Source organism: Micromonospora sp. WMMD812 (assembly GCF_027497215.1).
GTDB lineage: Bacteria > Actinomycetota > Actinomycetes > Mycobacteriales > Micromonosporaceae > Micromonospora.
Genome location: NZ_CP114904.1, coordinates 17,156 through 30,840, shown reverse-complemented (window position 1 = coordinate 30,840; position 13,685 = coordinate 17,156). Strand labels below are relative to the sequence as shown.

General features: G+C 71.2%; 7 protein-coding genes. 2 read left to right on the top strand and 5 right to left on the bottom strand.

Annotation, left to right across the window (positions count from 1 at the left end):
* Positions 1-16 precede the first annotated feature (16 nt).
* Positions 17-2,212 carry a catalase/peroxidase HPI gene (gene katG / locus O7603_RS00100; RefSeq protein ID WP_281573596.1) on the top strand — a complete coding sequence of 732 codons (2,196 nt, stop codon included), beginning with the start codon at positions 17-19 and terminating at the stop codon, positions 2,210-2,212.
* Between the two features lie 218 nt (positions 2,213-2,430).
* Positions 2,431-3,633 (top strand): chitosanase, encoded by a 1,203-nt coding sequence (locus tag O7603_RS00095; protein WP_281573595.1) that lies wholly within the window; start codon positions 2,431-2,433, stop codon positions 3,631-3,633.
* A gap of 13 nt (positions 3,634-3,646) precedes the next feature.
* Here the strand turns inward: O7603_RS00095 and O7603_RS00090 are convergent, their stop codons facing one another.
* The 5 genes from O7603_RS00090 to O7603_RS00070 all read right to left on the bottom strand — a co-directional run bounded on the left by O7603_RS00090 (position 3,647) and on the right by O7603_RS00070 (position 13,497).
* Positions 3,647-4,252, bottom strand: coding sequence for a TIGR03086 family metal-binding protein (locus O7603_RS00090; protein WP_281573594.1), 606 nt, complete (start codon positions 4,250-4,252; stop codon positions 3,647-3,649).
* Positions 4,253-4,409: 157 nt separating this feature from the next.
* Positions 4,410-10,028 (bottom strand): GH92 family glycosyl hydrolase, encoded by a 5,619-nt coding sequence (locus tag O7603_RS00085; protein WP_281573593.1) that lies wholly within the window; start codon positions 10,026-10,028, stop codon positions 4,410-4,412.
* 305 nt (positions 10,029-10,333) lie between these two features.
* The gene (locus O7603_RS00080) at positions 10,334-10,933 is read right to left on the bottom strand and encodes a TlpA disulfide reductase family protein (RefSeq protein WP_281573592.1); all 600 of its coding nucleotides are present in this window, start codon (positions 10,931-10,933) and stop codon (positions 10,334-10,336) included.
* Complete coding sequence (locus tag O7603_RS00075; RefSeq protein ID WP_281573591.1) at positions 10,930-11,361, bottom strand: hypothetical protein; 432 nt, start codon at positions 11,359-11,361, stop codon at positions 10,930-10,932. Before O7603_RS00075 ends, O7603_RS00080 begins: the two co-directional genes overlap by 4 nt.
* Before the next feature lie 72 nt (positions 11,362-11,433).
* On the bottom strand, positions 11,434-13,497 hold the full coding sequence (locus tag O7603_RS00070; RefSeq protein WP_281573590.1) for a M6 family metalloprotease domain-containing protein: 2,064 nt from the start codon (positions 13,495-13,497) through the stop codon (positions 11,434-11,436).
* Between the last annotated feature and the right edge of the window lie 188 nt (positions 13,498-13,685).

Sequence of the window (13,685 nt, the reverse complement as noted above, 5' to 3'; positions counted from 1 at the left end):
CAGGAGACGGACCGACGTGCCTGAGCACGGCAGCGAGAGCGAGAACCCGGCAATCCCCGCCCCGACTCCCAAGCTGAGCCGGCCGAGGACCAACCAGGACTGGTGGCCGAACCAGTTGAACCTGCAGGTCCTCCACCAGCACTCCCCCCGGGCGAACCCGATGGGCGAGTCCTTCGACTACGCGGAGGAGTTCAAGGCCCTCGACGTCGACGCGCTGAAGCGGGACGTCTTCGAGGTGATGACGACATCGCAGGACTGGTGGCCGGCCGACTACGGCCACTACGGGCCGCTCTTCATCCGGATGAGCTGGCACGCCGCCGGCACGTACCGGATCGAGGACGGCCGTGGCGGCGGCGGCGACGGCGCCCAGCGCTTCGCCCCGCTGAACAGTTGGCCCGACAACGCGAACCTCGACAAGGCGCGCAGGCTGCTCTGGCCGGTCAAGCAGAAGTACGGGCGAGCGATCTCCTGGGCCGACCTCCTGGTGTTCGCCGGCAACTGCGCGCTGGAGTCGATGGGGTTCAAGACGTTCGGCTTCGGCTTCGGGCGCGAGGACGTGTGGGAGCCCGAGGAGATCTTCTGGGGTCCCGAGGACACCTGGCTCGGCGACGAGCGCTACAGCGGCGACCGGGAGCTGGCCGGCCCGCTCGGTGCCGTGCAGATGGGGCTGATCTACGTGAACCCGGAGGGGCCGAACGGCACCCCCGATCCGCTGGCCTCCGCCCGGGACATCCGCGAGACCTTCCGGCGGATGGCGATGAACGACGAGGAGACGGTCGCACTCATCGCCGGCGGTCACACGTTCGGCAAGACCCACGGCGCGGCCTCGGCCGAGTACGTCGGCCCCGAGCCCGAGGGCGCCCCGGTGGAGGCGCAGGGTCTGGGCTGGAAGAACAGCTTCGGCAGTGGCAAGGGTGCCGACACGATCACCAGCGGCCTCGAGGGCGCGTGGACGCCCACCCCGATCACGTGGGACAACAGCTTCTTCGAGACCCTGTTCGGACACGAGTGGGAGGTCACCGAGAGCCCCGCCGGCGCGAAGCAGTGGCGACCCAAGGGCGGCGCGGCGGCGGACGCGGTGCCCGGAGCACACGACCCGTCCGTCAGGTACGCGCCGATGATGGCGACGACCGACCTCGCGCTGCGTCTCGACCCGACCTACGAGGCGATCTCGCGACGATTCATGGAGAACCCGGACGAGTTCGCGGACGCGTTCGCCCGGGCCTGGTACAAGCTGCTGCACCGTGACATGGGGCCGGTCTCGCGTTACCTCGGCCCGTGGGTTCCCGAGCCGCAACTGTGGCAGGACCCCGTCCCGGCGGTCGACCACGAGCTGATCGGGGACGCGGACATCGCCGCCCTCAAGGACACGCTCCTCGCGTCGGGGCTGTCGATCGCCCAACTGGTCCGTACCGCGTGGGCGTCGGCGGCGAGCTTCCGGGGGACCGACATGCGTGGCGGGGCCAACGGGGCGCGGATCCGCCTGGAGCCGCAGCGCAACTGGGAGGTCAACGAACCGGCCGAACTCGCCGGCGTGTTGCAGACCCTGGAGCGGATCCAGCAGGACTTCAACAGCGCGCAGTCAGGTGGGAAGAAGGTCTCGCTCGCCGACCTGATCGTCCTCGGCGGGTGCGCGGCCGTCGAGCAGGCGGCCCGGGCCGCCGGGCAGGACGTCACGGTCCCGTTCGCGCCGGGACGGACGGACGCCACCCAGGAGCAGACCGACGTGGAGTCGTTCGCCGTGCTGGAGCCGAGGGCGGACGGGTTCCGGAACTACGTGCGGGCCGGCCAGAAGTTGACGCCGGAGACCCTGCTGCTGGACCGGGCCAACCTGTTGACGCTGACCGCCCCGGAGATGACCGTCCTGATCGGTGGCATGCGGGCTCTGAACGCCAATGTGGGGCAGGCGCCGCAGGGCGTCCTCACCGACCGGCCCGAGACGCTGACGAACGACTTCTTCGTGAACGTGCTCGACGGCGGCACGGAGTGGAAGGCCTCCGCCTCGGCCGAGAACGTGTACGAGGGCCGGGATCGCGGCACGGGCGAGGTCACCTGGACCGCCACCGCCGTCGACCTCGTCTTCGGCGCGAACTCCCAGCTCCGCGCCATCGCCGAGGTGTACGGCAGTCGCGACGGGCAGGAGAAGTTCGTCCGGGACTTCGTCGCGGCATGGGTCAAGGTCATGAACCTGGACCGGTTCGACCTCGCGTGATCAGGTGGGGCCCCGGTCGGGTGTCGACCGGGGCCCTCGCCCCGGACGGGGAACACGGCGGGTGTCCCGTCGTCCGGGTGAGGCGCCACCGATTGACAGGGCATAGACCTACTGCTATCTGTTAGTTCTGTTTCCTGAAACTCGTGGCGCCCATCGGGACGATCCATCGCAACGGGGCCACCGACCGGCGGCACGCCGCCCCTTCCCCGAGGAGCACCATGTCTCGCAAGAGGACAGCCGCGTACGTCGCGGGGGCCCTGGTGGCCGGCGTCGCGGCGGTCGGCTACGGCCTGCCGTCAGCCAGCGCCGCGACCGCCGGCCCGATCACCGGCCTCGGTGGCAAGTGCGTCGACGTCGCCGGGGCGAACCCGGCCAACGGCACGCCCGTGCAGCTCTACGACTGCAACGGCACCGCGGCCCAGACGTGGACGGTCGGCAACGCCGACGGCTCGATCCGGGCCCTCGGCAAGTGTCTGGACGTCGCCGCCGCCTCGACCGCCAACGGCGCCAAGGTGCAGTTGTACGACTGCAACAACACCGGCGCCCAGAAGTGGACGGCCAGCAACGGCGCCCTGGTCAACACCGGCTCGGGCAAGTGCCTCGACGTCACGGACTGGAGCACCACCAACGGCACCCGGTTGCAGATCTGGAGCTGCTCCGGCACCGCCAACCAGCGCTGGACCCTGCCCGGGGGCACCACCCCACCTCCGACCACCCCGCCCGGGGCCAACCTCGACGACCCGGTGAAGAAGGACGTGGCCATGCAGCTCGTCTCGGCGGCGGAGAACTCGTCGCTCGACTGGCGCGCGCAGTTCTCCTACATCGAGGACATCGGCGACGGGCGAGGCTACACCGCCGGCATCATCGGCTTCTGCTCCGGCACCGGCGACATGCTCGAGCTGGTCGAGGCGTACACGCGGGCCAAGCCGGGCAACGTGCTGGCCCCCTACCTGCCGGCCCTGCGTGCCGTCAACGGCACCGACTCGCACGCCGGCCTCGACCCCAACTACCCGCGCGACTGGCGGGCCGCGGCCGGCGACCCGGCGTTCCAGGCGGCCCAGGAGGCCGAACGGGACCGGGTGTACTTCAACCCGTCCGTGCGCGACGGCAAGGCCGACCGGGTCCGGGCGCTCGGCCAGTTCGCCTACTACGACGCGGCCGTCATGCACGGGTACGAGGGCATGCGGGCGATCCGCAGCCGCGCTCTCGCCCGGGCGACGCCTCCGTCGCAGGGCGGCGACGAACGGACCTGGCTCCACGCCTTCCTCGACGAGCGGGTCATCGAGATGCGCAAGGAGGCCGCCCACTCCGACACCTCGCGGGTCGACACCGCCCAGCGGGTCTTCCTCAACAACGGCAACTTCGACCTGAACACACCGCTGGTGTTCGCCGTCTACGGCGACCAGTATCGGATCGGCTGACGGGGGTTGGCCCTCAGGCCGGCGTCGTCCTGGCCGGCCAGGCGGGATTGCGGCCGGTGAGCCCGACGACCCGGTCGAGCAGCGGCGCCTGGGTCGGCATGGGGACCGGCGGGCCGAACAGACCCGGGGCGCCCGCGCTGGTCTGCTGGGCGGACACGAGCGAGTGGACCGACTCGAGGGTCTGCGGGTCGACCTCGTAACGCTGCCCGGTCGCCCGGGCGAGATCCCAGCCGTGGATGACCAACTCGTCGAGCGCGACGACGCCCATGATCTCGGCGGGCAGCACGACGCCGCCGGCCGCCGTCTCGCCCGTCCAGGCGCTCGGCTTCCGCCACGCCGCGGTCAGGTCGGCCAGCTGCGCCGGCAGTACGGCGCGCCAGGCCGGGTCGAGGTTGGCCATGCTGGGGTTGGGCGGGCCGTCCGGGGCGGCGTCGGCGGCCTTCTCGGCGGCCACCCGGAACGCGACGGTCAGCCCGACGAGGTGGTCGAGCAGGTCTCCCACCAGCCATCCGTCGCACGGGGTGGGCAGAGTCAGCTGGTCGTCGGTCACCCCGAGCACCAGCGACCGTATCGCGCGGGACGCCGGCTCAAGATCCGGAGTGGTGTTGGTGTCGGGCATGTGGACCCCTCCTCTCGTCGCGATCCTCCGTACGTTACCGAGAGGGGCCGACAGGCGACGGCCCGCAGCGGACCGGACCGGCCGCGTGACCTACCGAACGCGCCGGTGGGCGGGCCGTGGTCACGGCCCGCCCACCGGCGGTCCTGCGGTCCCCGACTCAGCCGGTGACGGTGAAGGGCACGGCGACCCTCGCCTTCGAGTCGGCGCCCAGCAGCGTGACGCTGGCCGAGCCGGCCCGCGCCGCCGCGGGAACGCTGATCGTCACGCCGGCGACGACGCCGTCACCGTTCGCGCGCACGGCGCTCAGGACCGGGCCGTCACCGAAGGCGACCGTGAGCGCCTCGTTCGGCGCGAACCCGGAACCGTCCACCGTGATGGACGTACCGCGCGGGCCGGACGTGGTCGTCAGCGACACCTGCGGTGCGTACGTCCGCGCGTCCGACTTCCCGGCCACCTGGACGGTGGCCGTCGCCGGCGCCCGCGAGGACGCGCCGGTCGCGGTGACGGAGTACCGGCCCGGCTGCGCGTCACCGGACGTCGCGATCGAGGCGTGCACCGCACCCGCCGCCGAGGCCGCGACCGTCACGGTCCCGGCCGGGCCGGCACCGAGGGTCACGGTCACCTGCTCGCCGGCGGCGAACCCGCTGCCGTCGACGATGACCGCGTCACCGGCCGCCACGGTGGCGGACGAGGACAGCGCGATCGTCGGCTGCGCCCCGCCACGTCCCACGGTCACGGTGAAGGTCTCCGTGCTGCTCGACAGCGTGTCCCACGCGGTGACGTGCACCGTGTACGTGCCCTCCCGCGCATAGGTGTGCTGCCCGCTCATCGCACCGGAGGAGCCGATCGTGACGTCGTCCGGAACCGTGCCGTCACCCCACTGGACGCGGGCGTGGTAGCCGGTCGTGTCGGGAGAGCCCGCGGTCACCGAGCCGAGGTTGGCCGCGAGAGCCTGCCCGGCGGTGGCCGTCTGGTTCGCCGGGGCGGTGGTGTCCAGCGCGGCGGCCGGTGTGCCGTCGTCGGCGACGGCGAACACGTGGATCCGGCCGGCCGAGCCGGGGTCGCCGGTCTGCGTCGGCAGGGTCACCGAGACGAGCGTCTTGCCCGCCGGGATCTGGTACGGCGCGGTGGCGAACAGGAACGGCTGGGCGCCGTCCCGGCTCGTGCCGCTCAGCCGGTACGCGGCCTTGGCAACGACGATGTTGCCGTAGGACGGGGTGCCGTTGGCGTTGCCGCCCAGCGTCCAGTCGCTCATCTGGATCGGGATGCTGGCGGTGCTGCCGTCGCTGAACGTCGCCGTGCCGTTGGTGCTCTGGTTGCCCTGCGTGCCGGCGCCGACGAACGAGATGCTCCTGGCGTCGGCCGGAAGGTGCAGAGCGATCGTCCGCCCGTTGCCGGTCGCGTTCTCCGGCGCTCCCGCCGGGACCGCCGGCAGCGTGAAGTGCAGCGCCGTCCCCGGCACCTGGTGCCGCTCGCCCTGGGTCACGCCGTCTGCCGCGAGGGCGGCCCGCGAGTACGCCCACGACTTGGCGTCGCAGTTCGCCGCGAGGGTGCCCTCGTCGCCGATGCAGACGGTGTCGTACGCCGCGGCGAGGCTGTCGCCCGGCACGTAGGACACGTCGACGCCGACCGTCGCCACGCTCTGGCTGGTGCCGTCGGTCACCGTGACGGTGGCCTGGTGGTGACCCGGCTTGGCGTAGGTGTGCGACCCGCCGACGTGGTAGACGGCCCGTGAGCTCAGCGTCAGGGTGCCCACGGTGGCGGGCGAGCCGTCACCCCAGTCGATCGTGGCCTGGTAGCCGGCGGCGGTGCCCCCGGTGACGGTGGCCAGCGGCGCCGACACGGCGACGCCGGAGGCGGCGTGCACGCTGTCCACGGCGGTCACCGCGATGTCACCGCCACCGAGCTGGAGGTCACCACCGTCGAGCAGCTCGATCTCGGCGAGGTTCGCCTGCGCGGCCCCGGCCGTCTTCGTCACGACGAGGCGGAACTGCGTGAACCGTCCCGTTTTGTCGATCTTGAAGGGGCGGGTCTGGTTGCGCCAGGTGAACTCCTCGCCCTTGCGGGAGTCGACGGTGGTCCAGGTGATGCCGTCGTTGGAGCCCTGCAGCCGCCAGTCCGCCGGGTCGCCCGCGCTCGCACCCGAGGTGAGGGTGTAGTACTCCGGCCTCTGCTTGCCACCGCGGAAGGTCCAGTTGACCTGCGGCGTCGGGGAGCCGAAGGTCACCTGCGTGACGGAGGAGTCGTCGAACAGCTTCGACGCGTCCTGCCCGCCACTCGCGGTGGCGGTGCCGAGGCCGGGGCCGGTGGTGTCCTGCAGCGGCTTGGGCGCCTCGTCGCCCTTGGTCAGCGACGGCGGCGCCTCGTTCTTGCCGGTGCCCCAGGACGACGGCTTGGGGCCCATCTGGAAGTCGATCGTCCCGCCGCGGGTGAGGACCGCCGAGTCGATGGACACGTCGCGCTGCGTCTTCCCGTTGACCTTCACGCTCTGCACGTAGACGTTCTTCGTGCTGTTGTTCCGCGCGTTGACGACGATGTCGCCGGCGTGCCGGTGGACGGTCATCCGGGTGAACTGCGGCGAGCCGATCGCCCACTCGGACGAGCCGGCCTGCAGCGGGTAGATGCCCAGCGAGCTGAGGAGGTACCACGAGGACAACTCACCGTTGTCCTCGTCGCCCGGGTAGCCCTGGCCGATCTCACTGCCGACGTAGAGGCGCTGGAGGATCTCCCGCACGAGCGCCTGCGTCTTGGCCGGCGCGCCGACGAAGTCGTACATGTACGGGATGTGGTGCGACGGCTGGTTGCTCATGCCGAGCTGTCCCATCCGGACCGCGCGCGCTTCGAGCATCTCGTGGATCGTGCCGCCGTACCCGCCCGGGTGGTCGGCGTTCTCCGGGGTGGCGAAGAACTCGTCGAGTTTCCGCTCCAGCGCCTTCTGCCCGCCGTGCAGGTTGGCCAGCCCCTGGCCGTCCTGCTGCGCGGTGAACGCGAAGTTCCACCCGTTGGTCTCGGTGTAGACGCCACCCCAGTCCAGCGGGTCGCCGGCGAGGAAGGTGCCGGCCGCGTCGCGTCCCTGGAAGAACTTCGTCTCGGGGTCGAAGAGGTTGACGTAGTTGCGGGCGCGCTGCAGGAAGTACTCCGACTCCTCCTTGAGCCGGTCATGCTCCGACTTCGGGGTGGCCGGGTCCTTGGCCAGGGCCGCGGCCATGTTGCCGATGCCGTAGTCGTTGATGAAGCCTTCCAGCGCCCAGGACACCGACTCACCGGTAGAGGTCGGCGTGTATCCGAGGAACAGGGAGGTCTCGATGCCCTTGCGACCGACCTCGCTGCGCCCGGACGCCACGGTCGCGTTCTTGACCGCCGCGTCGTACGCGCCGAGCGGGTCCGGGAGCTTGACGCCGGTCAGGTACGCCTGGGCCACGGACACGTCCGAGCTGGTGCCGGTCATCAGGTCGGCGTAGCCGGGCGACGACCAGCGGGCGATCCACCCGCCGTCGCGGTACTGCTGGACGAACCCGTCCGCGATCCGGGCCGCGACGTCCGGATACAGCAGGGAGTACGCGGGCCACACGGTGCGGTAGGTGTCCCAGAAGCCGTTGTTGACGTAGATCTGCCCATCGACGATCTTCGCGCCGGTGTGGGTGGGGGTCGACGCCCCGGTCGGCTCCGACACCGGGCTCGCGTACTGCCAGCGCGGCGCCTTGGCGGTCCCGGTGTTCTCCGACTGCGAGTTCGGGTACAGGTTGAGCCGGTACAGGTTCGAGTACAGCGTCACCAGCTGCGTCTCGGTCGCACCCTGGACGTCGACCCGGCCGAGCCGGTCCGCCCACGCCGCGGTGGCCGCCGCGTGGACCTGGTCGAAGGTCCTGCCGGTGACCTCCAGGTCGAGGTTCTTGCGGGCCTGGTCGACGGAGATGAACGACGTCGCGAGGCGCAGCGTCACCTGCCGGTTCCCGCTGGTGTCGAAGGTGGCGGACGCGACGGCCGACGCCGTCGGCGCCCGGTCGAAGGTGCCGGACACGAACATCCGACTGCGACCGGCCGAGAGGCCGCTGCCGTTGTCGACCCAGCCGGTGAACGTGGCGTCCGTACCGATGGCGAACGTGCCGTTGTGGAACACGAGGCTTCCGGTGGCCTGCCCGGACGGGAAGGTGAACGCCATGATCCCGCCGTGGTCGGTGGGCGACATCTGCGCGATCAGGCCGTTCTGCAGCGTGACCTGGTAGAAGTCCGGCCGCGCGATCTCGTCCTCGTGGCTGAAGGCGAGGGCCCGGCCACTCGGCGCTCCGCTGAGGGATCCACCGGCCGGCACCGGCATGACCGACATCTGGTTGCGGTCACCCATCCACGGGCTGGGCTGGTGGGAGATCGCCAGTCCCTGCAGCGTGGGCAGGTTCTCCGCGTTGTTGCTCCGCTGGTACTCGTACTCCCAGGAGTTCGAGGTGGCGTTGGTGACCGGCGTGAAGAAGTTGAAGCCGTTCGGCACCGCCGAGATCGGCAGGTTGTTGCCGCGCGAGAACGAGCCGGACGCGTTGGTCCCCCGCCGGGTGTCGACGTAGTTGGTCCGGACGGAGCCGTCGATCGGCGCCGCGACGCCGGTGATCGTGAGGTCGTCGATCCACCCCTGGAAACGCGTCGAGGCGGTCGCCTGCGGGTTGTCGTAGGCGAGCAGGATGCGGTCGATCGTCTTGCCGCTCGCGACGGCGCCGATGTCGGACCGCACCGCGTTCCACTGGTCGGCGTAGAGCACCTTCGACGCGCCCTGCCCGGCCGCGGTCAGCGCGTAGCCGTGCTGGTCCAGCGGCGCGCGGCGGCTGAGGTAGCTGCCGTCGGTGAAGTGCAGGTCGACGGCCGCGTAGGTGGACGGGTACTGGGCATCCTGGCCGGTGAACTCGGGGAAGATCGTGTAGGACAGCCGGGTCTTGGGTCCGACCGGGATGTCGACGTCGAACAGCTTGTTGGTCGCGTACGAGCGGCCGTCGGCCACGGCGCCGCCCGAGTAGCGCAGCGAGGCCAGCCCGGTGAATCCGGCCCGGGGCTTCATGTTGTACCCACTGACGGGGCCGGTGCCGACGGCGCTGACCATCGGGGTGGCCGGCGGCTTGACGTCCGAGCCGTCGCTGATGTCCCAGTCGGCAAGCTGGATCAGGGAGTCACCGGAGTTGGCGGTGACGTTCAGCCGGTAGTAGCCGTAGGCCGTCGTGTTGGTGAAGCTGTAGGTCTTCGTGACGAAGCGCCCGCTGAAGCTCTGCCCGGTCTGCGTGTCCAGGTCGGTCCAGGTGTTGCCGTCGGTGGACCCCTGCAGCGTGAAGTCCTTCGGGTCACGGGTCGGGGCGTCGTTCGCGGAGGTCAACGCGTACCGCACCACGGCGGCCGGCTTGGCGAGCTGGTAGGTCACCCAGCCGGTCGGGTTGAACGCCAGCCACTTGGACGAGGGGTTGCCGTCCCGCAGGCTCGCGGCGGTCTCGTTCGGGGCGTTCTCGGCGCTCGCGGTCACCGCGCTGACCTGGCTGAGCAGGCTGCCGGGCAGTCCGGTGGGGCTCGATCCACTCAGGTTGGCCTGGACCGGCTCACCGCTCGCGTCGACCTCGACGGTGCTCGCGACGGGCTGCGGGTCGGCCGACTCGAACGAGGAGCTGAAGTTGCCGGGGGGCGCGGTGGGGGGTGCGGCACTCGCCAGGGGGGCGGCGGCCAGCAGCCCCGCCGGCAGCACGACCGCGACTGTCGCGGCGAGCGCCCGGAGGGACAGGGGGCGCGCGAGGTGGGGGTACGACATGGAGGCAGGGCCTTTCGACTCGATCCGGGTCGAGTACGTCGAACGGTTGGGCGGAGAGGGTGTGGTTACTGCGGTCGGTCAATCACGAGGAGCGTGAGTGTGCCGGCCAGGCGCTCCGGGGGGCTGACGTCGTCTCGGCCATGCACTCTCCTTTGGAGCCGGCCTGACATCGTTGTCATACGGACACGTGACCTACGAAGGCAGGGGCAGTGAACTGTCGCTGATGGTTCCGGGCAGACCACGGCCGTGTCAATGGGTTGATCAGAGCGAAACATGCCGGCCCCGGCGGCTGGACGGTCCGCCGCCTACGGAGCGAGCACCAACTCGCGCAGCCTGCTGTCGAGGGTGGTCGCGTCCACTCCGCCGGGCCAGCCCCGCAGCAGCGCGCCGCCCTTGGCGATCACCACGACGGCCGGTGGCTCGCGGACCGCGTAGGACCGCCAGATCGCGCCGTCGTCGTCGAGCACGACCGGGTACTCCACCCGGTGCTCGCGCAGGTACCGCTGCAGATCCTCCGGTTTGTCCTCGGTGGCCACACCGACGAACACGACCTTGTCCCGGTGGGTACGGGCCAGCTCGCTCAGGGCGTCCTGTCGCTGGGCGCACACGGTGCACCACGAGCTGACGAAGACCAGCACGACCGGCCGGTCGGCCCAGAGGTCGGCGAAGGCGATCCGGCTGCCGTCGGTGAGCGGGCCGGTGACCGCCGGCGCGCCGGGGACCCCGGACGGGGCCGGGCGCAGCGCGAGCCCCGCCGGCACCGGGCCGGGCAGCGCCGAGGCCCCACCCGCGAGCGGCTGCTGCGGCGGCGGCGTACCGTCGCCGTCCGTGCAGCCGGCGGCGGCGAGCGCGCCGACCAGCGCCAGCGCGGCGGCGGCCAGGCGGACGGCGTAGCCCCGGGTCATGACGGCACCACCGCGACCAGGGCCGGTCCCTCGCTGTCGTTCAAGGTGAGGGCGATCGGCGGGCGGCCGTCGACCACCAGCCGGTAGGCGTCGCGGGCGGCCACCGTGACGGGCACGGCGAACTCGCAGTACGTCGGCACGCGCGCCACCTCCAGGTCCTCCTCGAAGGTCGCCACGGAGGTGCCCGGCGGCAGCGCGCCCTCGGCGAGGGTCCGGCCGGCAGGGTCGATCACCTGGAACGGCGCGCGGTTGTGGAAGTGGGTGTAGGGGCCGGTCCCGGCGCACTCGACCCCCTCCGGCCGGATGTTGATGTCCCGGACGAGCACGCGCACGGTCATCGCCGAACCGGCCTCCTCGCCGTCGTCGCACGCGGTCAGCGCGCCGGTGAGCAGCGACGGCAGCACCAGCGCTGCCAGCAGGCGCCGCATCTGTCCTCCCAGGGGGTTCGGAGTGACGGCCCGGGGCGGTGGTCAGACCACCACCCCGGGCCACGCCGTGGGTCAGCCGAGCTGCGCCCGAGGTCGTTCGACCCGGCACTGGCTGGTCACGGTCTTGCTCGGGTCGCTCTCCGAGGTGGCGGTGAGCGTGACCAGGGTGGTCGCGGTCGCCTGCCGGCTGGCGCCCACCGAGACGTTGACCGAGGTCTTGCCTCCGAACGTGGCCGTGGCCAGCTCGTTGGGCAGCTCCACCTGCCAGCCCTTGCCGGCGACGCTCGCCGAGAGCCGGTACACGTCGGACTTCAGGTACCTGGCGGCGTCCTCCGGGTGCGGCTGCCCGCCGGCCACGTACCTCCCGGTGTTGGTCAGGTCGAAGGTGCAGGTCGCCCCCTTGCCGCTCGGCTTGCCCCGGGTGACCAGGTGACCCTTGGACAGCTTCACGCCGTGCGCGCTCGGCCCGGCGCCGTCCAGCGACCGGACCGCCACCGTGTACGACAGTACGCCCTTGCGGTCCCGGCGCAGGTTGAGCACGTAGAAGTGCAGCCGGTTGGCCTCGTCCACGTACTCGTACTCGCTGCCGGAGTTGGCGCCCGCGTGGAACAGCGCGTCGGACAGCTGCCGGTAGTCGCCCATGGTGATCTTCTGCGCGGTGCCGTTCGGCTGGTAGAAGTCCACCATGTCGATGTCCTGCGGGTTCGCGTCCACGATCCACTGGAACGGCGCGCTGTCGGTGTTCTTGGTCTTGCTGATCAGCACGCCGCTGTCCGGGGTGAACGAGTCCGCACCCATCCGGTCGACGACCTCGAGGGTGTAGTTGTTGAACCGGCCGCCGTCGCAGAGCAGGTCGGTGCTGGTGTCGCACGCCGGCGAGCGGTCGGCGTCCATGGCGATGTTGAAGCCGGTCAGTCCGCCCTGGCCGGCGTCCACCGCGCGGGCGGTGACGTCGGCGACGATCGGGCCCGAGGAGGCCAGCGCCTCGCGCGACAGGCGCAGCACGTGCTCCTCACCGACCAGGCCGATCTTCATCTTGTCCCGCAGGGTGTGCAGCGATCCCATGGAGCCGCCGTTGACCGGCGGGATCTGCCAGCGGGTGTGCGGGCCGCCCGGGCCGTTGAACGAGCCGCGCGACATCATGCTCCAGATGCCCGTGTACGCGCGCCGCAACGGGGTGCCGTACGGGTTGTTGTAGTTGTCCCCGATGCTCAGCAGGTGGCTCAGCTCGTGGGCGTACACGCCCATGCCCGAGCTCTCCGCCTGGGTCGACGAGCCACCGCCCGCGTTCGGCCAGATGGTGGCGGCCGCCTTCCAGGACGTCCAGTCGACGTACCGGGTCTTCGCGTAGTTGGGCAGGTTCGGGTCCGGCGGTCCCCACGCGTCCGGGACGTCCTCCTTGGTCTGGAACATCATCTGGCCGAACTCCTGCCAGGTGGAGGACTCGTCCTGGCCGGCGGAGAGGATGAACACCAGCTCGAAGCTGTTCGCCACCTCCTCGCCGACCGCCGCGCGCCAGGCGCCCAGACCGTCGGTACGGATGTTCTTCGCGCACGTGTCCCCCGACGGGCAGGCGCCGGGGTTGAAGCCGTTGTCGATGCCGTACTGGTACGACTTCGACGGCATCTCGTACGGGCCGAAGCCGGTGAGGTCCACGCCGTACCGGCCGTTGGAGTCCTGCATCCAGTACTCGTGCAGGGTGTGTCCCCGGTTCAGCCCGCCCGGCTTGTTGAGGAAGTCGGTGTAGAACGGCGCGACCTGGTTCCGCGGCACGTTGGCGGCCGTGGCCTGCGGGTTGCCGAACACCGTCGAGCCCGCCGGCTGGGTGATGACGAACGGCTGGTCCGGATAGTCGAGGGTGACCAGCGCGATCTTGAAGTTGCGGATCGATCCGCGCACGGTGGGGTCGGCCCAGTTCTTGTTGGGCACCCGGACGTAGTCGTCCCAGGTCATCGTGTCGGGGTTCTGCCAGTTCTGGGGATCGAGCACCTGGAACGGGGCGGGACCGTCCGGTGGGTGGGAGTGGCCCGGTGCGGCGGTGGCCTGCCCGGTGGAGCCGGTCGTGACCAGGACGGTCACGATCGCGGCGGCCAGCACCGAACGCCACGCCGCGCGCCTGGTGGACAGAAGGTGCATCGAGTCACCTCTCAGGTCGGGGGGCTCAAAGGGGCGGGGCGATCGGAGCCGGTGGCGGCGCATGATCACACCCGATGCCGAATCTAGGAGCCGGCCGGTTCCGCGGTCACCGTGCAGATGTCGGCAGATAGACCCGCGTGGTTTCCGACACGTGCAGGACGCGGCGCCGTACAGCGGACATTCGTGAC

Excerpts from the sequence above, each read along its gene's own strand:
- O7603_RS00095 (WP_281573595.1), top strand. The coding sequence starts at position 2,431 with ATGTCTCGCAAGAGGACAGCCGCGTACGTCGCGGGGGCCCTGGTGGCC.
- O7603_RS00090 (WP_281573594.1), bottom strand. The coding sequence starts at position 4,252 with ATGCCCGACACCAACACCACTCCGGATCTTGAGCCGGCGTCCCGCGCG.
- O7603_RS00085 (WP_281573593.1), bottom strand. The coding sequence starts at position 10,028 with ATGTCGTACCCCCACCTCGCGCGCCCCCTGTCCCTCCGGGCGCTCGCC.
- O7603_RS00080 (WP_281573592.1), bottom strand. The coding sequence starts at position 10,933 with ATGACCCGGGGCTACGCCGTCCGCCTGGCCGCCGCCGCGCTGGCGCTG.
- O7603_RS00075 (WP_281573591.1), bottom strand. The coding sequence starts at position 11,361 with ATGCGGCGCCTGCTGGCAGCGCTGGTGCTGCCGTCGCTGCTCACCGGC.
- O7603_RS00070 (WP_281573590.1), bottom strand. The coding sequence starts at position 13,497 with ATGCACCTTCTGTCCACCAGGCGCGCGGCGTGGCGTTCGGTGCTGGCC.